This window comes from Oenococcus oeni (genome assembly GCF_020510245.1).
Classification (GTDB): domain Bacteria; phylum Bacillota; class Bacilli; order Lactobacillales; family Lactobacillaceae; genus Oenococcus; species Oenococcus oeni.
Genome location: NZ_CP084701.1, coordinates 1,741,696 through 1,761,035, shown reverse-complemented (window position 1 = coordinate 1,761,035; position 19,340 = coordinate 1,741,696). Strand labels below are relative to the sequence as shown.

Genomic DNA, 19,340 nt, shown 5'->3' with positions numbered 1-19,340 from the left:
GATCGTTGGACGGAAAAAATGACGAACAAGTAATGGATATTTTAAGTTCTTTTGCTAAAAAAGGTTGTATTGTCATCATGGTCACTCACTCTAATCAATATGACCGGTATTTTGATCGTATTATTCAAATTTAAAAGACTGATTTTATTTATAATTTATGTTTTTTCTGACAATTTTCTTTGGTAGTTAATTAACGACGATTGACAGATAGGCGAATTTTGGATAAGATTACTGGCAAATAGATAAAAAATATGGAATAAGGAGTTTTTTAATGGTTTTGGCACCTGCATATCTGAATAGTTGCTGCTGTGAACCGCGTCTTACGCGATTCACTGGTTGTTGTGTCTAAAAACCGATCTTAAAAAATTTCTCTAGACCAATTTAAAATCAGAAAATCAGTCCGTAAGACGCAAATTCTCAATTCGAAATTCGCGTCTTTTTATTTGCTTTTATTTCACAAGGAGTATAAAAAATGTTAATTAATAATCTTTACCAGGTAATCGGCAAGACCCCACTACTGCGCCTGAATATCGACGTTCCAAACCGTAGTCGAATTTATGCCAAATTGGAAATGTTCAATCCCGGCGGTAGTATCAAGGACCGACTGGGAATTGCTTTGATCGCTTATGGACGGAAGATCGGCGCCGTCAAAGAAGGCACAACAATTATCGAACCAACCGCCGGAAACACCGGGATCGGTCTTGCTTTGGCAGCCCAACAATATCACTTGCCGGTCAAATTGATTGTGCCAGAAAAATTCAGTTTTGAAAAGCAAACCTTGATGCGGGCCTTAGGGGCTGAAGTGATCAATACACCGGCTGATGATGGGATCAAAGGGGCGATTGCCAAAGCCCAATCCTTGGCAAAGACAATCAAAAATTCTTATGTTCCATTACAGTTTCAAAATCCAGCCAACCCCGATATCTACTATCGAACCCTGGGTCCGGAAATTTTGCAGGATTTGTCCGGGCAGAAAATCGATGCTTTTGTTGCCGGTTCCGGAAGCGGTGGTACCTTTGTCGGCACAACAAAATTCCTGCAGGAACATTATCCGAAAATGCAGGCCGTGACTGTCGAACCGGAAGGTTCAATTCTAAACGGGGGACCAGAACATCCCCACCGAATCGAGGGAATCGGCGTTGAATTTGTTCCGCCTTTCTTCGATCAGATTCGTGTGGACCAGGTTAAAACAATCAGTGACGATCGGGCTTTTGAATATGTTAAATGGTTGGCTGCACATGTCGGTCTGTTCGCCGGCAGTTCAAGTGGCGCTGCTTTAGCAGCAAGTTTACAGCTGGCAAAGGAGTTGCCGTCCGATTCAACGATTGTGACTGTTTTTCCGGATTCAAGCGAACGTTATTTAAGTAAAGGTATCTACGACTAAAAAATTGAGGTGAATTAAATGAAATTCAATACAAAACTTATTCATGGCGGTATTAGCGAAGATTCATCAACCGGGGCAGTTTCAATCCCTATCTATCGTTCTTCGACTTTTCATCAAAACAAGGTCGCTGGAAATGCAAAGTGGGAATACGGGCGCAGTGGAAATCCAACCCGTGCGGCTTTGGAAAAACTGATTGCCGATTTAGAAGAAGGGAAAGCTGGTTTTGCTTTTGCCTCCGGTTCGGCGGCGATTCATGCGGTTTTTTCATTGTTCTCTTCGGGTGATCACATTGTTGTTGGCGATGATGTTTACGGAGGTACTTTCCGTTTGATAGATCAGGTGTTAAAACGCTTCGGTTTGGAATTTACTGTTGTTGATACCCGAGATCTGTCCGCGGTTGAAAATGCCATACAAAAAAATACCCGGGCAATTTATTTGGAAACGCCGACCAATCCCTTATTGAGAATCACCGATATTAAAAAAATTGCCGAGATTTCAAAACACTACCAACTTCACACAATTGTCGATAATACCTTTGCGACCCCTTATAATCAAAATCCGTTGGTTTTTGGAGCGGATATTGTTGTTCATAGCGCAACGAAATATTTGGCTGGGCACAGTGATCTTGTGGCCGGTCTGGCAGTGACCAACGATCCTGAAGTTGCCGACAAATTAGCTTTTCTTCAAAACTCGATTGGTAGTGTTTTAGGTCCTGATGATAGTTGGTTATTGCAGCGGGGGATTAAAACTTTAGCTGCCAGAATGGAAATTCATCATAAAAATACTCAGCTTATTTATGATTATTTTTCTCGCAATGACAAGGTCGCGCGGATATATTATCCTGGTGATCCTGCTTCTCAAGGATATGAAATTGCAAAACGACAAATGCGTGGTTTTGGCGGCATCATATCCTTTGAACTGGAAAAAGGCTTGGACCCGAAGAAATTTGTTGAGAGTCTGCGGATCATTGATTTAGCGGAAAGCTTGGGCGGTGTCGAAAGTTTGATCGAAATTCCGGCCTTGATGACACATGCCTCGATTCCTCGAGATATTCGTTTGAAGAACGGTATTAAAGACGAGCTGATCCGTCTATCGGTTGGTTTGGAAGATGGTCAGGATTTACTGGACGACTTAAAACAGTCATTCAGCAAGATTTAGTTTTTGAAAGGAATGATAAATGTTTACTGCCGCTAAATTTATTCAGCAACACGATCCGGCTGCTCCTGGTATTTGGGAAATTTTGTTAACCTATTCCGGCTTTCATGCCGTCGGTTTTTATCGGATTGCCCATTATTTTTGGCAGCACAAACATCGTTTACTCGCGATGTTGATTTCTCACTGGGGCAAAAAAGCAACCGGTGTTGAAATTCATCCTGCCGCAGTAATTGGCAAAAACCTTTTTATCGATCATGGATTGGGTGTAGTGATTGGTGAAACAGCTGTAATTGGTAACCAGGTTACAATTTTACAAAATGTAACTCTTGGCTCGCGGCGGCCAATACCTGGTTTGCGTCATCCTCACATTGCCGATAATGTTTTTATTGGTGCCAACGCTCAAATTTTGGGAGCTGTTAAAATTGGCAAGTACGCAAAAATCGGGGCTGGAAGCGTCGTTTTGAATAACGTGCCGGCCCATCGAACGATCGTCGGTAATCCCGGTAGATTAGTCGACTAATTTTTTGACTCTTTCGTTGATAGTCTTCAATTATTTCTAAAAGTACTGATATGGCCTATAACTACCCCTACTAAAATTCCCAGTCCAATACCGATATCCAGATGTTTGATTAAAACGCCTAGCAAAATTCCGATGGCGACTCCCAAACATAGGCCGATCCTTTTTAAAATAAAAAACGCTGTTTGATCAATGAAAACATGCGTTTTTTAGTATCTTTTATTTTATTTACGTAGGAAATTCAGAACCGTTTCTTTGTATTTGTCTGCACATTCCAGCCGCAAAGGATGGTCGGACGGGAATTTGGAAAACTGGTTGTTTTTAATCAATTTATGAAGAATTTCGCCTTTTGCTGGTGGGTTAACAGGATCGTAAATTCCACTGGTAATCAGAGCCGGGCAGTCTGTTTTGTTTAATTGATCGCGGAAATCAAAAGCTGTGATTGATTTTAAGGCGCGGTATTCGTCCTCGGCGTCAAGTGTATTCTTCTGAAGTCCGGACTTCTCTATCGAAGCAATATTTTTTGGATCATGAGTTAAATGTTTAATGCAGTATTCTCTTCTTTCAGAAGTTTTTTCGGGGATGCTGTCCTTTTTAGCAGTTTCTGCCAAGGCAGAGTCCGGATTTTTGGCCGCAGAAACATTCAAAATAAGTTTGTTGATTTTTTCCGGTATTCTGACGGCTGTTCCTTGGACTATATAACTCCCTAATGAGCCACCATAGAGAACAAAATCCTTCAATTTTAATTATTTTATCAATTCGATGCCATCGTTAATATGATCTTCTAAATCAAATTGTTTTTTTGGATGGTCGTAATTTCCATGTCCTCTCAGATCGTAACGATATACCTGATATTTTTCTGTTAAGTAGGACGGATCGCTGTCGTAACTTTCTTTGCAATCGGTAACGCCGTGAATCATCAGCATTGTTTTGCCCTTTCCGTTGATATCATAAGCTATTTTAGTTCCGTCGGATATCGTTAATTTCTTTTCCATTTCTTTTCTTTTGAAAAATAGTTTTAAAGACTATTTAATAAATCAATCGTGCACTTAACTAATTTTTTTCCAAAATGCATATAAATAAATTGTCTGATTGTTCAAAAGAAAAATTATGTATTGGGATTTTTCATTTAAAAGAAATATAGTTTCGATCTATATTTTTAATCCATTAGAATTTTAAAATTTATTGGTTTTGATGAGATATATAAAAGCAAAAATTGCTTTTCTTTAAATGAATTAATATCAATTACCTTAAAAAATCTGAATAGAAAAGTAGTTTCTCTCAAAATGAAATCAGCTCTAATATGATTAAGTTATTCTTAAACTGTAAGTGAGATTTCGATAGTATTTTAAGGATGGATAGCTGCTTAAAATTTTTAATATGATATTGCTGAGTTATGTTTTATGGCGAACGGCAGGCCTAAAAGCTATGTAAAACTTCTCGATATATAATTACTAATCTGGATACAGAAAGGGATCATGAATATTTACTTTATATTTCCTTTAATCTTTATGCTACACGAATTGGAAGAGACTGCTTTTATGCCGGGTTGGGTAGCTAAGGTTAAAGCGAATAAGAATAAGCGGCTGGCTCAAACGATTCCTGAAATTTCTGCGAAAAACTTCACTTTAATGGTCTTAGAAGAATATATTTTGTTACTAATAATTATGTTGTTTTGCTGGTGGACGAAAAATCTCTATTTTTATTTTGCTGTCATATTGGCTTATAACTTACATATTTTGTTTCATATTGGACAAGCGGTCATTTTTAAGGGTTATATTCCCGGACTGTTTTTAGGAATCGTTTCCTTGGGATTAGCAAGTTGGCTTATCTGGTTAGCTGCCGATTACGTTAGCCGGGGCAAGGTTTTTGCATTCATGCCACTGGTAGTTATCATAATTGTGGTAAATCTAATCTCTATTCATAAATGGATTCACTTTTAAATTAACGTTATTTATTTGCTCGACTTTAGGAACTAATTTTTTTGTGACTGATTTCTGTTAACTTAATATAATTAACTCTAAATGCCGAAGGAGAAAATTTGTGATTAGTATTTATTTTGTGCGCCACGCCTTGCCTGACTATTCTTTTGATGATGATGCGACTATGCCTTTAACGGCCGAGGGCAAGAGAGATTCTTTAAAAGTTTTAAACAAATTAAATAATGCCCATTTTGATTTTTGTCTTTCCAGCCCTTACAAAAGAACTATTGAGACAATCCTTCCGCTGGTCAAACAGTTGAATTTGGATCTACATACCGATCCTCGTCTAAAGGAGAGAATCAAGGGGGAAAGTTAATGATAATTATCAGGAGTTGTTGAAAAAACGCTGGGATAATTTTGATTTTCACGAAGAAAACGGTGAATCGATGAATAGTCTTCAGCAGAGGAATATTGCGGTTCTATTTGAAATATTATCTAAGCATAAAAATGAAAATATACTGTTTTCAACTCACGGGGCAGCTTTAAGCTCGATTCTGAACTATTTTAATCCAAATTTCGGATATTTGGATTTTGTCAGGATTCAAAATTTTACGCCGTATATTTTAAAAATAGATTTCAATGAGCAAAACAAAATAATTGATCAAAAAGAGTTATTGATCATTTCCAAATAATTGATTTTCATTTTTATAAAATAAATAATCAGAATATTGATAAACCCATTATTTATAGTTTGGCAAGAAAAATAAAAGATTTTTATAATTAAAAATGGTATTCAATAATGAGCAATCGAATGGATCCAAGGGGATAAAAAAGAATGGTAAAACACATTTATAAAAGGCGCGGAGCAGAGAGAGCAATTTTAAAAGAATTAAAAACATTAGGTGGTTCCGCTTCTCGAGACGATATTAAACAGGCAATTGCTGATGACAATGATAGTGAATTTAGTTATGAAGATGTTTTTGATCCAGTTATCTCCAGATCAGGCAAACAATATGTTCCTTTTTTATTTGATTTTAATTTTGGAGTCAATAATTTGTTTATTGCCGGCTATATCGAAAAACCCGAAAGGGGAAAAGATATAATTTTAACTGAAAAAGGAAGAATCTCCAATGAGAAGTTTTTTCCAACTCTTGAAGAAAAAAGATTAATTGATCAGTATTGGAAGAACAAATCAGAATTAAGAAAAGCTCGAAAAAAAGCTAATTCAATTATTGACGACTCCACAAGTACCAAGGCGGTTGAAATAGATGAAAACTCTGGCGATTCGGATTGGAAAACTGAACTTATCGACCAGCTAAAAAAATTCAGTCCCGGAAAATTTGAAAGTTTTTCTAGACTCTTAATTTCTAAAATGGGAGTTAGGATTGACAATCAACGAGGAATAATTCGTTCTGGAGATCACGGCATTGATGGTTTTGGTTATTTCCAATCAGATGAGTTTAGGACAAGCCGAGTTGCAATCCAGGCGAAAAGATTTACAAATGGATCGGTTGGCGAACCAGAAATAGACAAGTTTAAAGGCGTTATGGACAGTTTCAATGCTGAATATGGCATTTTTATTACTACTAGCTATTTTACCGATCAAGCGAAAGAGAAAGCAGTAGTTGGCAACAATTCGGTCACCTTGATAGATGGAATCAAACTGGCCTCCTTGGTTCAAAAATATCAATTGCATATAACACCGGTTCAAACCTTTACTCTAAATGACTATTACTTTGAAAAGGAATAAGTAAAGTCCTAATCAAATCAGCTGAATTAGATTTTAATGGAGATTTTTCAAGTGTTTTAATCAAATAGATTATTAATAATTGTCTTTCGCCTTAGGCATCCAAATTATATTCGGCAATATATTCTTTAACAAATTCATGCATAAATTCGTCACGTCGTTTGGCAATTTGCTTTGCTGTTTCTGTATTCAAAGAATTTTTAATTTTAAATAATTTTTCATAAAAATGATTAATTGTTGTTTGCTTCCCATTACGATAATCGGTCTTATTTTTTAAAACTCGCGCCTTTATTTTTGGATCATAATCGATTTGTTGGTGTTTAAAAGCATACTTAAAAGCGCGGATAACTGCGATTGCCCCGATTGCTTCGAGCCGGTCAGCATCTTGGACAATTTGCCCATTGATGTCCAATTTTTTTGCTTGGCCAAAAGTTTCCGCCGACCAGGACATGTTATCGATAATATAAATAATCGGTTTTGGATCGACATCAATTGCATTTAAAAAATCAATAACTTTCTTTTTAGCTTCTCGTTGATCCACAAATAATTTATCGTCGTAGGTATCGTGCAAAGTCGCACTTGCCAAGACTATAAATTGGTTGGCAGTTGGTTCTTTTTTAAGAATTTTCTTTGTTAAACCGATTACACGATCAATATGCGAACTATCATGACCGGATTGATCGCTGTCTAAGATGCCACACATAAAATTATGAATTTTGTTCAGTTTTTCAGTTTCTTCACTGTTTGGATTCATAATTTCATTTTAATTGGCAATAAAATTTTTACTTCTTTTTTCTATAGATTTAATTAAAAAGTTTCATTTGAAAATTTCAAACAAGGGTCATTTTTTATTAACTGTTTTCATTTTTATATTTTGTCAAAGAGTAACCTCCAAAAACTACAAGCCAAATTAAAGCCGTGACGACTCCCGGACAGGTCTCTTTTTGAAAGAGCATTGATATCAGGATGAAAACCATAAATGCAATTGTTAAGGGACCGAAAAGCTTTGGTTTCGGCATCAGAAAACCATTGTCAAGATAGTCCTTGGATTGGGTGTATTTTCTATGAGCAAATAAAGTAAGAATATAAATTAACAGGTAAGCTCCCGAACTGACGCTGGCAATGACAGAAAAAGCGTCTTTAATTGTTGGAATCGAGTTGATAATCGGGGAAACCGCAACCGCTAAAGCCGATAGGCAAATGGTACGTGCCGGCACACCGTTCTTACTAATGACGGCACAGTTTTTATTGAATTTACCGGATGAATCCGATGCCAGCTGATAAAGGTGTCGGCCGGAAGAGTATAAGATGGAATTCAATGCGCTGGATGCTGCCGTTAAAACAACGAAATTGATTAAGCCGGCGGCCCAACTGATTCCCAACAGCTTGAATATCCAAACGAAAGGAGACTGTTTCGGGTCCAAAGACTGCCAAGGATAAATCAACATGATCGCTATTAATGAACCGATATAGAAAATTAGAATTCTAATAATGATCTGATTAATTGCTTTTGGTAAAACGGCCCTTGGATTTTTTGTTTCGCTGGTCGTGATACCAACAAATTCAATTCCTTGATAAGCGAAGAAAACCATTGGGAAAGCCATTACGAAATTTTTAAAGCCGTTTGGAAAGAGTTGAAAGTTTTTTGAAATATTTGTCAGCCCGGCGGCCCCGATTGGGGTTTTAAAATCCGTAGCAAGCATGAAGATGCTTGTCAAAATTAGAGCGATGATGGCGGATATTTTAATCATGGCAAACCAAAATTCAGCTTCGCCGAAAAATTTGACTGTAATTAAATTAATTGACATAATTGCGGCTAAAAACATTAGTTGAATTATCCACATGGGCATTTTTGGAAACCAGAATTGAAAATAAATACCAACTGCCGTTAATTCGCCCATTCCTGTAAAAATAATCGAGAGCCAATAAGTCCAACCAGAGAAAAAACCAAAGGGTTTTCCCAAGTATTTGCTGATGAAGTTTATAAAAGTATGCTGGTCTGGATCCATGTAAAGCATTTCGCCCATCGCTCTTGTCAGCAGAAACATAAAAATTCCCGCGGCTAAATAGACCAGCATAATCGACGGTCCGGTAAAAGCGATTGATCGGGAAGCACCTAAAAATAATCCGGTTCCGATTGTTCCACCAATCGATATTAGTTGTATATGACGGTTTGATAGTTCTCGTTTCATGTTATTTTTACTATCGTTTAACTTTTTCATTTAGTATTTATATTAAGCTATCTTTGGCTTATATATATAATGGAAATATGTATTTGAAGGGGACTCATTTGTCATGACGAAAAAAAATAGATTTTATATTACAACACCGATTTATTATCCATCGGGGAAATTGCAACTAGGAAACACTTATACGACCGTTCTAGCAGATTCCGTAGCCCGTTTTCATCGCGCTTTGGGAGAAGATGTTTTCTTTTTAACCGGTACTGATGAACACGGTTTGAAAATCCAGGAAAAAGCTGAAGCAGCCGGTAAATCCGAAATGGAATATCTGGATGAAATGGCTGTTAGTATCAAAAAGCTTTGGAAATTAATGAATATTTCCTACGATAAATTCATCAGAACGACTGACGCATACCATGAACGCGTTGTCCAGCATATTTTTAAGAAATTTATGGATGAAGGGGATATCTATAAGGGTAATTACACCGGTTGGTATTCGGTTTCCGATGAGGAATATTTTACCGAATCTCAATTGGCAGAAGTCTATCGCGATAAGGATGGCAAAGTAATTGGCGGGAAAGCACCATCCGGTCACGAAGTTCAACTCGTCAAAGAAGAGACCTACTTCTTTAAGATGAGTAAATATTCCGATTGGCTTTTGCAGTATTATCATGACCATCCTGAATTTCTCCAGCCGGAAAGCCGGATGAATGAAATGATTTCTAATTTCATCAAGCCGGGTCTGGAAGATCTGGCTCTTACGAGAACCAGTTTTAATTGGGGAATACCAGTTCCTGGAGATGAGAAACATGTTATTTATGTTTGGATTGATGCCTTGTCCAACTATATTACCGCGCTTGGATACGACCCTGAATTAGGTGATTTTGATCATCAACCTGAGTTGTTCAAAAAGTTTTGGCCGGCTAATCTTCAATTAGTTGGTAAAGAAATCGTGCGTTTTCATACGATTTATTGGCCAATTATGCTCCATGCTTTGGGACTGCCGCTCCCGGGCGAAGTATTGGGCCACGGCTGGCTGGTCATGAAAAACGGTAAAATGTCCAAGTCCAAAGGCAATGTTGTTTATCCGGAAACATTGGAAAGCCGTTATGGTCTTGATGCCGTCCGTTATTATCTCCTACGCAGCATGCCTTTTGGAAATGATGGCGTCTTTTCTCCGGAGGATTTTGTCAATCGTGTTAATTTCGATTTGGCCAATGATCTCGGCAATTTACTGAATCGAACTATCTCGATGATTAATCGTTATGATAATGGTTTGATCCCAAAGCTTGGAAAGCTTCTTCCTGAAGATCGCGAACTTGAAGAGACTGCTTCTCAGGCTGTTGAAAACTTCAAGGATGAAATGGAAAAAGTCCACACGGCCGATGCTTTGGAAGCAGTTTGGACCTTGATCCGGCGTACGAATAAATATATTGATGAGACAGAGCCCTGGGTACTTGATAAAAATAAGCAAAGGGCGGAACTTGATGATGCAATGGCTCACTTAGCGGCCTCGCTACGGGTTGTTGGTTCCTTATTGCAACCGGTGCTGACCCAGGCGCCAAAGAAAATTTTCGATCAACTTGGTTTGCCAGAAGTCGAGCCGATTTCTAATTTGAATTTTGCCGATATTCCTACCGGCGTAAAAGTTGTTGAGCGTCCAACACCGCTTTTTCCAAGACTCGACGTAAAAAAAGAGGTTGAATTTATCTCTGGTCTTGTGCAAAAGGATACCAAAGGCAAAGGCCGCGCTCGGATGGAAGCTGCCAAGGAAAAGGCCCGCGAAGAACTACAAAACGAAACTATCGAGGAAATTAATTACGATGATTTTGCTAAACTTCGATTAATTGCCGGAAAAATAAAATCGGGAGAAATCCTTAAAAATTCAAAAAAATTGATTAAGTGGCAAATTGATGATGGTAGCGAAGGCGGCCGCCAAATTCTCTCCGGAATTCGTGAGTGGTATCCGGATCCTTCGGTTCTGGTTGGGAAAAAGATTGCAATTGTCGCGAATTTAAAGGCAAAAAAAATGGCTGGAGAAATCAGTCAGGGGATGATTCTTTGCGCTGAAAATTCTGATGGAAAAGTGATCGTCAGCGAATTACCTGACGAAGTCGAAGCTGGAGCAGTGATTAATTAATCACTGCTTTTTGTTTTTGAAAATAAACAGTTTAGAAAATACGTAATTCAAAATAATTGCGGCAATTTGAACGAACATTGACCAAATGAAGGTATTTGCAAGCGTGGGCGAACCGATAAAACCGCTTATTATCGGGAAAGTCGTAATACCGGATTGATAATTGAGATGGTTCAAAGCGAAGAAGTTAATAAAGAAACGACCATATTTTTCGATGCAAAGCCAAGTGATAAAGAAGTCGAGTAAAAAGACAAATAATCGCGCCGCTACGAACTTTAAAAATTGAATCAAAAGAGGAGCCTTTTCGGCTTTTTTGAAGACCCAGATCTTATTTGTGATAAAGGCGAAAAGAATTGCCAATATCTGGGCGACAGCTACGGCCAGAAGAGCGTTTTTGCTTAAATTAAGAGTTAGAAAACGTGCTATAAAGTAAACAACCGTTGTTAAAATACCAAAAATCAGGTAAAGAATAATTTCGTAATTTTTATTAAAAAAATTTTTCATAATCAGACTTTCTAATTTTAGCCCAAATCTTCCCGGTTAGGTTTTTGTTAATAAGTAATTTAGAATAAATGTTGAATTAATAAATTTAGTTATAATTAGACAGAGAATGACAGAACCGCAAAAACGTTACATACCTTTTAAGAGAATGATAGACATTGCCGGAAGTTTAGTTGGCATTGTTTTATTGTCCTGGCTTTTTTTAATTCTAATTATTTTGCAGAAAATAAACGACCTGCATGGTCCGATTTTCTATTTTCATGACCGGGTTGGGAAGAATCATAAGCATTTCAAACTGATCAAGTTTCGTTCGATGCGGGCTGATGCGGATACTTATTTCAAGCGTCACCCGGAAGACTATCAAACTTTTGTTAAAAACGATTACAAGTTTCCGGCCGGTGAGGATCCCCGGGTTACGAAGTTTGGCAGGATTTTACGGCGGACAAGCCTTGATGAGCTGCCTCAGCTTTTTAATATTTTCGCCGGCCAGATGTCGATTGTCGGTCCACGCCCGGTTACCGAACCGGAATTGCGCTACTATGGTTCGAATGTTGACAAATTTTTAAGCGTTTTACCCGGGGCGATGGGTTTGTGGCAAGCAACCGGGCGTTCCGACATTAAATATCCCGAACGTGCCGAGATTGACCTTGAATATGTCGAACACATTGGTTTTTGGTATGACTGGTATATTGTTTATTTGACGATGAAGGCTATTTTTTCTCGTGCGGGGGCTTATTGATGCAAGCTAAAATCTACGTGGCATCTCACAAACTTTATCAGATGCCTAGTGATCCTTTATATCAGCCGATTTGGGTTGGACACAGCAAATCGAGCAATCCCTTTGATTTGCCGGCTGGATGGATTGGTGACGATACTGGTGACAATATTAGCGACAAAAATTCCTCTTTTAATGAATTAACAGCTCTTTATTGGGCTTGGAAGAATTCCGATGCCGACATAATCGGCCTTGTCCACTATCGAAGATATTTTTCGCTTAACCACAAAAAAGGTCTCGATAATGTTTTGAACAGCAAGCAATTGGATGATCTTTTTAAAAACAATCAAATTGTCCTGCCGAAAAAACGTAATTACTATATTCAGACGAATTATTCGCATTATGTTCATGCTCATCATGCGGAGGCAATTAATAAAGCTCGAGAATTGATGAGTCCAACTTATCAGACCAGTTACGACAAAATAATGAAGAGAACCGACCAGCACTTGTTTAATATGCTGATAATTACACGCCAACAACTTGATGAATATGCAGATTGGATGTTTGACATTTTATTCAAACTGGAAAAAGAAATCGACACGAGTACTTACGATCAATATGAAAAAAGAGTTTTTGGTTTCGTGGGCGAGCGTTTACTGGACATATTTTTGGACGCTAATAATAAAAAATATGTTGAGGTTCCCTTTGTTTTCGAAGAGAAACAAAACTGGTTTAAAAAAGGCGGCAATTTTTTGATAAGAATGATCGCCGGAGGAAAAGATGACAAATAAATACAATACAAAAAAATATGATTATTTAATTGTTGGAGCAGGTCCCTTTGGTTCGATTTTTGCTTATGAAGCGGCTAAATTCGGCAAAAGATCTTTAATTGTTGAAAAACGCCCACATATCGGCGGGAATATGTACACACATACAGAAAATGGAATTACCGTGCATGATTATGGCGCTCATATTTTTCATACAGATAACAAGGAAGTTTGGAATTTTGTTAATAAATTTGCTGATTTCAATAATTATCAAAACCAGGTTATCGCTAATTATCAAGGCGAACTCTATAATCTTCCTTTCAATATGAATACTTTTTATGAGATGTGGGGAGTTAAGACTCCGGCCGAAGCCAAAGCAAAGATTGAAGAACAAAAAAAGGAAGCTGGGATAAGCGGACAGCCACGCAATCTGGAAGAGCAGGCGATTTCTTTAATTGGAACCGATATCTACAGAAAACTGATTAAAGGTTATACGGAAAAGCAATGGGGCAGAAAAGCAACAGAATTACCGGCCTTCATTATTAAGCGTTTGCCGGTCCGATTTATTTTTGACAATAATTATTTCAATCATCGCTATCAGGGTATTCCAATTGGCGGTTATACCCAGCTTTTTGACAAATGGTTGAGTTCGGACTTAATTGATGTGAAAACAAACGCCGATTTTTTTGAACACAAAGATGATTACATTAAAGAATTTCCTCGAATTGTCTATACGGGGATGATCGATCGTTTCTTTGATTACCGTTTTGGCGAGCTGGAGTACCGAAGCCTCAAATTTGAGTCAGAAACACTTGATACGGACAATTATCAAGGAAATTCGGTGATAAACTATACGGATGCAAAAACGCCTTATACGAGAGTTATGGAGTGGCGTCATTTTGACGGTTTGGCCGACAAAGGGAAGACGATCATTACTCGTGAATATCCTCAAAATTGGGATCGCAGCAAAGAAGCTTATTATCCGGTTAACAATGAAAAGAATACCGAGATATATAAAAAATATGCCAAACTGGCTCGACAACATAAAGATCAATTTATTTTCGGCGGCCGACTTGGCCTGTATCGATATTTCGATATGGATCAAGTAATCAATGCAACTTTTAATACCGTTAGGCAAGAGTTCCATTTGTCGGCCGAGTTCAGTTTCGATAAGAATTAATAACGTTTATAAAAGTCTAGTTTTATTTTTCAAAAAACTAGGCTTTTATTTTTATTAATTATATTTTAATTAACATATTATATAATGCCTCACGATGTTTAAAAATTTATTTGGAAAATTTAGGGACTCAAAACTTAATAAAACTTTTGGGAAAGTTTTCAACAAGATAAATAATTTTAAGTCTAAACACAATTCGTCGATGCTGGCGAGCATTTTTTTTCCGCGCTGGCTTTTTTACGGTTTGATTACTTTAATATTCTCGCTCTTCGATGTTTTCTTTGTGCAATTCATGATTCAGGTGGGAATGGGCCAGAATCTGACGCAAAAAATCGAAGCAGCCACCAATTTTATTATTGGTGGTCTTACGCCGGGAAGCCAAACTCATCAGGTTGTTTTGAATCTAATCTTTGTTTTTGCCATTTTTGGAGTAATTCTGGCTGTCACGAATCGTTTTTGGCTGACTTTTATTCTCAACAATCTGATTTTTATTGTTTTTGGAATCGCCGATCAACAAAAACTGGTTTATCGAAACGAAGCCATTCTGCCATCTGATTTATCACAACTATCCAATCCTTTTGCCTTGGTTAGCTTTATCGGTATGAGTGCTTTTGAACTGATTGCTATTTTTATTGCGGGAATTCTGGCTGTCACAGTCCTTTATTTTCTTTTTAGGAGATTCGATTCCCGAATAAAATTTACCAAGTGGTATATTCGTTTGCCACTTTTCCTGATCTGTGGCCTAGTTCTTTTCTCTGCCCAGGACCTTTACACTCCGGGGACAATTCCTAATAAAGTTGCCCTTCACTTTGACGATACGCCCAAGCCATGGGATACGAATTTAGATCAAAGAGACAACGGAGCCATATATTCCTTTATGCGTTTTTTCGATGACAAAGTTATGACGATGCCAAGCGGCTATTCAAAAGCGGCGATCGAAAAAATTGATAAAAAATACAGTAAAATTGCCAAAAAAATCAATAAAACGCGAAAAAATTATTTAAATCAGCAAACAGTTATTTACATATTAAGTGAAAGTTTTTCTGATCCAAGGCGGGTTCCCGGTTTAACTGTGAATCCCGATCCGATTCCTAAAATAAGATCTCTAAAAACGAAAACAACTTCAGGATTGATGCTGAGTTCCGGTTATGGTGGCGGAACTGCCAATCTTGAATATCAAGCCTTGACCGGTCTGTCATTGACTAATTTCCTTGCAACTTTGACTTCCCCTTATGTTCAATTGGTCCCAGGGTCCAGTTATGTACCAAACGTTAGTAATAGCTGGTCAATTAAAAACGCTATTCATCCTTACCTTCCTTTGGTTTACGATCGTTCGACGGTTTATAAAAAAATGGGTTTTCAACATTTTTATTCGCTCTATAGCCCAAAAGTCAAATATTCGTCTAGAATTGGCAAAAACCCCTACGCCAGCGATGAATCTGCTTATAAAGATATCCTTTTGCAGCTTAATAAAACTTCCAAACCGCAATTTATTCAGACGCCGACCATTCAAAATCATTTAAGCTATAACAACTGGTATGACAAATATACTTTCGACATTAAATCTACTTATAATCGATCCAGTTGGGAATCTACTGAAGTTAAGACTTATGTTCAAGGACTGAATTATACTGATGACTCAACCGAGAAATTCATTGAAGCTTTAAATAAAATCAAGCGGCCAATCACGGTTGTTTGGTATGGCGATCATCTTCCCGGAATTTATGACAGTGAGATGAAGGATTCGAAGAATTTGTTAAAACTGCATGAAACTGATTATTTCATATACTCAAACAAAGCAAGCAAATCCCATTCGACTAAGTTGACCGATAACACAAGTTATACTTCTCCTAATTATTTCCAGGCACTGGCGGCCGAACACATGAATACTAAAGTTTCACCATTTTTGGCACTACTTACCGAATTAAGGGAGCAAATTCCCGCTTCTTCGAATGCCCTGGCTAAAAACGGCTCTGCTTTATGGGAACCGAACGAAAATAAGAATATTTATTTGAATAATTCCGGTGAGCAGGTTAATAACAGTGACTTAACAAAAGAACAAAAACAGTTGTTAAAAGATTATAAGATGGTTCAATACGATATCACTCGCGGCAAGCATTACGTCAAGAACGATGGATTCATGAAAGTTCCAAGCAAATGATTGTATTGTATCGGAGCATATGCGTATTGATAAGCAAGTAGGGTAGAATAGTTAAGAGTTGATCCCTATGAAAAATTTAGCTATTTTAATTCCTGCATATAATGAATCTTCGACAATTGAAAAAGTTGTTAACGATACGAAGCGCGTTATTGAAACAATTCCTGATGCATCGGTGTATGTATATGATAATAATTCCGACGACGATACGGCACAATTAGCCGCTAAAGCCGGAGCGATTGTCAAACACGAATATGTTCGTGGAAAAGGTGCTGTTATCCGGCGGATGTTCCGCGAAATCGAGGCACATGTCTACATTATGATCGATGCCGATGATACTTATCCGGTTGAAGCAATTCCGGAAATGTATCACCGGGTTGTAGATAAAAAAGTTGATATGGTCGTTGGCGATCGACTATCATCTACATACTTCCAAGAAAATAAACGGCCCTTTCACAATGCCGGAAATTCGATTGTAAAATTTTTAATCAATCATTTATTCGATACGAATATTAAAGATATCTTAACTGGTTATCGAGCTTTTTCTTACCGTTTTGTCAAAACTTTTCCGGTATTGTCGAAAGGTTTTGAAATTGAAACTGAAATGAGCATCCACGCTGCTGAAACAAATATGTTTGTTGAAAATCAAGTAATTGAGTATCGCGACCGGCCCGAGGGCAGCGAATCGAAATTGGATACCTATGGTGACGGAATGAGAGTGATTCTGAAAATTTGGAATTTATTCAGAATCTATCATCCGTTGGCTTTTTTTGGTACGATCTCTGGAATTCTGACGATTATCAGTCTGATTACTTTTTGTCTGCGCGTATTTATTCCATACCGAAAAACAGGTCTGGTGGCAAATATGCCAACGTTGGTCGTTTCGATGATAGTTCTTTTGATAGCGATCGTTTCCTTGTTTAGCGGCTTGATACTTGATGCAATTCAGTCTCAAGAGAAAATGAATTTTGAATATAGGCTAATTGATGCTGAACAGAGAATTGATGAATAAAATTAAAAATAATTTTCCTTACAAATGGGTTTTTAGTTTTTTATCGGCCGCTGCTTTTTCGGTTAATTTTAATTATGTTTCTAATTTCGAAGCTTTCTCAACGATCAATCAGCGCTTTTCTTCAACTAATTTTCCGCTCGTATTATTGGCTTTTTTGTTGCCTTTTTTATCATTTTTCTTGTTGGAAAACGGGAAAAAACCTGTTAATAATTCTTGGCAGATTGTAACCAGCGTTATTCTCTCTTTATTTGCACTGTTGGGTGAAAGCGTTTCAAAGACTCTTAATTTGGATTTATTGCTTGCCAGCAAAGTAACTTTTTTGATTTCTTTAATTGTATGGGCCGGATTTGCGATTTTCATTTATGCATTTATTGATGTTCTTAAATTTGTTTTTAAACAGATTTCCGACGCAAAAGTCATTGAAAAAATAAATCGTTACCATTTTCCTAATTTTTATTGGACAGCTTTGATTGTTTTTTTGCTCTGGCTGCCAATAATTATCTATTTGTTTCCTGGCACGATCGGTTATGACGGTTCCCGCCAGCTGGACGAATTTTTTAAAGTCTACATTCCCAGATTGCATTTTACTTATTTTCCAACCAATCACCATCCTTGGTTTGCTACTTTGGTCATGGGCGGAATTTTTAAGTTGGGTTTGCTTTTATTTCACTCGAATACTGGTGCTTTTTATCTGCATTCGACAATTTTGCTATTGGTCTCCGTTTTTGCCTATTCGGGCTTGGTTTTAAGAGTACGTAAATTATCGAATAACTTTAATGCCTGGATTGTAATTCTGTTTTTCGGTTTGGAACCGCATTTTTCGGCTTATGCCGTCTGTTTTGACAAAACGGGTTGGTTTTTAGCTTCGACTGCATTTTTCGTATCGGCATTCTTGGATGTTATTGTGCTGAAGAAGAAAAATATTTTTTCTTCTTCATTTTTGGTGATTTCTGCTCTTTTGGTTTGCTTATTTAGAAATAACGGCATTTACGTCGTTTTACCGGCAATTCTCTTGTCGATTTTTCTTTTTAAGGAAATTCGACGGCCCTTACTGATAATTTTTGCCGTTGTTTTGATTGCTTATGAGGGATGGTCTAAAGTCGTACTGAAAGCCTTGGACGTAATGCCTTCTTCGCCAGCAGAAATGCTAGTCGCTCCAATTCAGCAGACTTCCTTTATCGTGACTAACTATCCAAGGGAATTGACAAAGGCGGATAAAAAATCAATTAACAAAGTTATGTATCTGGATAAAATTTCCAAGACTTACAATCCAACTTTCGGTGATTCCGCTAAAAACCTCTTTAGATACAATTCCTTTCTCATCTTGGCAAGTAGCATTAAAGAATTTCAAAAAAATCCTAATTGGTGGAAAGGGAATCTTTACAAAAAAAATGTCAAACAGTATTTAATCACTTGGCTAAAAATGGGAATCAGACATCCACTGCAGTACGTCAATGCCACTTTAAACAATCAATTCCTTTCTTTAGACCCGATTCCGGAGCGCAGTTTTAATTTGAATGATCCTTATGGATCTATTTCAATTTATGTCGGAAGACCAAGAAATACCTATTTTGTTTTGAGCAACAAATATTTAAAAGATGTAAAGCCCTTGGTTAAAAGCCAAAAAGGAATGCTCGACTATCTATCGTTAATTTGTGCAATTCCGATCGTTAATCTCGTCTTGAAAACAGCTTTATGGAACTGGTTGGCAATTTCAATGTTGATTTACTTTATTTTTAAAAGAAATAAACTGGGAATAGCATTAACTCTGCCGTCGATTCTGACTTTTTTGATTAATTTAGACGGATCGGTTAATGGGGACGCAAGATACACAGTGCCAATCGAGATTATGATGATTGCTCCGTTACTGTTTATTAATGCGGATGAAAAGAAACAATTAGAAAAAAATAAGCAGTCGCAGCCACCGATCTTTGGTGCTTTGATATACTTATCCAGGAATTAATT

The 19,340-nt window shown here is 37.4% G+C and carries 20 protein-coding genes; 14 read left to right on the top strand and 6 right to left on the bottom strand.

Translation table 11 applies throughout. The annotated features are described in order from the left end of the window. Positions 1 to 472: 472 nt before the first annotated feature. The 3 genes from J3U91_RS09095 to epsC are packed head-to-tail and all read left to right on the top strand — an operon-like array spanning position 473 to position 3,059. Positions 473 to 1,384, top strand: coding sequence for a PLP-dependent cysteine synthase family protein (locus tag J3U91_RS09095; protein ID WP_002819619.1), 912 nt, complete (start codon positions 473 to 475; stop codon positions 1,382 to 1,384). Positions 1,385 to 1,402: 18 nt separating this feature from the next. After that, positions 1,403 to 2,542 (top strand): trans-sulfuration enzyme family protein, encoded by a 1,140-nt coding sequence (locus J3U91_RS09090; protein WP_002819618.1) that lies wholly within the window; start codon positions 1,403 to 1,405, stop codon positions 2,540 to 2,542. A gap of 19 nt (positions 2,543 to 2,561) precedes the next feature. Beyond that, a complete protein-coding gene (gene epsC / locus J3U91_RS09085; protein WP_002819617.1) occupies positions 2,562 to 3,059 on the top strand; it encodes a serine O-acetyltransferase EpsC in 498 nt (165 codons plus the stop codon). Positions 3,060 to 3,085: 26 nt separating this feature from the next. Here epsC and J3U91_RS10045 read toward each other — a convergent pair whose 3' ends face one another. The 3 genes from J3U91_RS10045 to J3U91_RS09075 form a co-directional block, all read right to left on the bottom strand. Next, complete coding sequence (locus tag J3U91_RS10045; protein ID WP_476737681.1) at positions 3,086 to 3,184, bottom strand: hypothetical protein; 99 nt, start codon at positions 3,182 to 3,184, stop codon at positions 3,086 to 3,088. A 96-nt stretch (positions 3,185 to 3,280) separates the two neighbouring features. After that, entirely contained in the window at positions 3,281 to 3,796 is a 516-nt protein-coding gene (locus J3U91_RS09080) for an alpha/beta fold hydrolase (RefSeq protein ID WP_002819614.1), read from the bottom strand. A gap of 6 nt (positions 3,797 to 3,802) precedes the next feature. Further along, positions 3,803 to 4,051: an alpha/beta fold hydrolase gene (locus J3U91_RS09075; RefSeq protein WP_002819613.1), complete on the bottom strand. Its 249-nt coding sequence runs from the start codon at positions 4,049 to 4,051 to the stop codon at positions 3,803 to 3,805. Between the two features lie 528 nt (positions 4,052 to 4,579). Between J3U91_RS09075 and J3U91_RS09070 the strand changes: the two genes are divergently transcribed. The 4 genes from J3U91_RS09070 (at position 4,580) to J3U91_RS09060 (ending at position 6,728) form a co-directional block, all read left to right on the top strand. Beyond that, positions 4,580 to 4,999, top strand: a complete 420-nt coding sequence (locus J3U91_RS09070) for an HXXEE domain-containing protein (protein ID WP_235043530.1) — start codon at positions 4,580 to 4,582, stop codon at positions 4,997 to 4,999. A gap of 100 nt (positions 5,000 to 5,099) precedes the next feature. Further along, positions 5,100 to 5,354 carry a histidine phosphatase family protein gene (locus tag J3U91_RS09900; RefSeq protein WP_002819611.1) on the top strand — a complete coding sequence of 85 codons (255 nt, stop codon included), beginning with the start codon at positions 5,100 to 5,102 and terminating at the stop codon, positions 5,352 to 5,354. Between the two features lie 19 nt (positions 5,355 to 5,373). Then, complete coding sequence (locus J3U91_RS09895) at positions 5,374 to 5,670, top strand: histidine phosphatase family protein (RefSeq protein WP_002819610.1); 297 nt, start codon at positions 5,374 to 5,376, stop codon at positions 5,668 to 5,670. Between the two features lie 143 nt (positions 5,671 to 5,813). After that, positions 5,814 to 6,728 carry a restriction endonuclease gene (locus J3U91_RS09060; protein ID WP_002819609.1) on the top strand — a complete coding sequence of 305 codons (915 nt, stop codon included), beginning with the start codon at positions 5,814 to 5,816 and terminating at the stop codon, positions 6,726 to 6,728. 91 nt (positions 6,729 to 6,819) lie between these two features. Here J3U91_RS09060 and J3U91_RS09055 read toward each other — a convergent pair whose 3' ends face one another. Further along, entirely contained in the window at positions 6,820 to 7,479 is a 660-nt protein-coding gene (locus J3U91_RS09055) for an HD domain-containing protein (protein ID WP_002819608.1), read from the bottom strand. A 97-nt stretch (positions 7,480 to 7,576) separates the two neighbouring features. Then, a complete protein-coding gene (locus J3U91_RS09050) occupies positions 7,577 to 8,947 on the bottom strand; it encodes an amino acid permease (protein ID WP_002819607.1) in 1,371 nt (456 codons plus the stop codon). Positions 8,948 to 9,020: 73 nt separating this feature from the next. On the opposite strand from J3U91_RS09050, the gene metG reads away from it, so the two are divergent. Beyond that, complete coding sequence (gene metG, locus J3U91_RS09045; RefSeq protein WP_002819605.1) at positions 9,021 to 11,048, top strand: methionine--tRNA ligase; 2,028 nt, start codon at positions 9,021 to 9,023, stop codon at positions 11,046 to 11,048. On the opposite strand, the gene J3U91_RS09040 is transcribed toward metG, so the two are convergent. After that, positions 11,049 to 11,549: a GtrA family protein gene (locus tag J3U91_RS09040; RefSeq protein WP_002817693.1), complete on the bottom strand. Its 501-nt coding sequence runs from the start codon at positions 11,547 to 11,549 to the stop codon at positions 11,049 to 11,051. It abuts the gene before it with no gap. A gap of 106 nt (positions 11,550 to 11,655) precedes the next feature. Here J3U91_RS09040 and J3U91_RS09035 point away from each other — a divergent pair, with 106 nt between their 5' ends. The 6 genes from J3U91_RS09035 (at position 11,656) to J3U91_RS09010 (ending at position 19,338) form a co-directional block, all read left to right on the top strand. After that, a complete protein-coding gene (locus J3U91_RS09035; RefSeq protein WP_002820918.1) occupies positions 11,656 to 12,285 on the top strand; it encodes a sugar transferase in 630 nt (209 codons plus the stop codon). After that, positions 12,285 to 13,052 (top strand): DUF4422 domain-containing protein, encoded by a 768-nt coding sequence (locus J3U91_RS09030; protein ID WP_002819602.1) that lies wholly within the window; start codon positions 12,285 to 12,287, stop codon positions 13,050 to 13,052. Before J3U91_RS09035 ends, J3U91_RS09030 begins: the two co-directional genes overlap by 1 nt. Then, on the top strand, positions 13,042 to 14,208 hold the full coding sequence (gene glf / locus J3U91_RS09025) for a UDP-galactopyranose mutase (RefSeq protein ID WP_002819601.1): 1,167 nt from the start codon (positions 13,042 to 13,044) through the stop codon (positions 14,206 to 14,208). Before J3U91_RS09030 ends, glf begins: the two co-directional genes overlap by 11 nt. Before the next feature lie 94 nt (positions 14,209 to 14,302). Continuing rightward, entirely contained in the window at positions 14,303 to 16,366 is a 2,064-nt protein-coding gene (locus J3U91_RS09020; RefSeq protein ID WP_002820917.1) for an LTA synthase family protein, read from the top strand. A gap of 67 nt (positions 16,367 to 16,433) precedes the next feature. Next, the gene (locus J3U91_RS09015; RefSeq protein ID WP_002819599.1) at positions 16,434 to 17,375 is read left to right on the top strand and encodes a glycosyltransferase family 2 protein; all 942 of its coding nucleotides are present in this window, start codon (positions 16,434 to 16,436) and stop codon (positions 17,373 to 17,375) included. Beyond that, positions 17,368 to 19,338, top strand: coding sequence for a DUF6020 family protein (locus J3U91_RS09010; protein ID WP_002819598.1), 1,971 nt, complete (start codon positions 17,368 to 17,370; stop codon positions 19,336 to 19,338). The genes J3U91_RS09015 and J3U91_RS09010 overlap by 8 nt, the downstream gene beginning before the upstream one ends. Positions 19,339 to 19,340 lie beyond the last annotated feature (2 nt).

Bases quoted from the DNA above. Each gene is read 5' to 3' on its own strand.
- J3U91_RS09035 (WP_002820918.1), top strand. From the start codon at position 11,656: ATGACAGAACCGCAAAAACGTTACATACCTTTTAAGAGAATGATAGAC.
- J3U91_RS09075 (WP_002819613.1), bottom strand. From the start codon at position 4,051: ATGGAAAAGAAATTAACGATATCCGACGGAACTAAAATAGCTTATGAT.
- epsC (WP_002819617.1), top strand. From the start codon at position 2,562: ATGTTTACTGCCGCTAAATTTATTCAGCAACACGATCCGGCTGCTCCT.
- J3U91_RS09020 (WP_002820917.1), top strand. From the start codon at position 14,303: ATGTTTAAAAATTTATTTGGAAAATTTAGGGACTCAAAACTTAATAAA.
- J3U91_RS09090 (WP_002819618.1), top strand. From the start codon at position 1,403: ATGAAATTCAATACAAAACTTATTCATGGCGGTATTAGCGAAGATTCA.
- J3U91_RS09050 (WP_002819607.1), bottom strand. From the start codon at position 8,947: ATGAAAAAGTTAAACGATAGTAAAAATAACATGAAACGAGAACTATCA.
- J3U91_RS09010 (WP_002819598.1), top strand. From the start codon at position 17,368: ATGAATAAAATTAAAAATAATTTTCCTTACAAATGGGTTTTTAGTTTT.
- J3U91_RS09030 (WP_002819602.1), top strand. From the start codon at position 12,285: ATGCAAGCTAAAATCTACGTGGCATCTCACAAACTTTATCAGATGCCT.
- J3U91_RS09055 (WP_002819608.1), bottom strand. From the start codon at position 7,479: ATGAATCCAAACAGTGAAGAAACTGAAAAACTGAACAAAATTCATAAT.
- J3U91_RS09060 (WP_002819609.1), top strand. From the start codon at position 5,814: ATGGTAAAACACATTTATAAAAGGCGCGGAGCAGAGAGAGCAATTTTA.
- J3U91_RS09015 (WP_002819599.1), top strand. From the start codon at position 16,434: ATGAAAAATTTAGCTATTTTAATTCCTGCATATAATGAATCTTCGACA.
- glf (WP_002819601.1), top strand. From the start codon at position 13,042: ATGACAAATAAATACAATACAAAAAAATATGATTATTTAATTGTTGGA.
- metG (WP_002819605.1), top strand. From the start codon at position 9,021: ATGACGAAAAAAAATAGATTTTATATTACAACACCGATTTATTATCCA.
- J3U91_RS09095 (WP_002819619.1), top strand. From the start codon at position 473: ATGTTAATTAATAATCTTTACCAGGTAATCGGCAAGACCCCACTACTG.
- J3U91_RS09040 (WP_002817693.1), bottom strand. From the start codon at position 11,549: ATGAAAAATTTTTTTAATAAAAATTACGAAATTATTCTTTACCTGATT.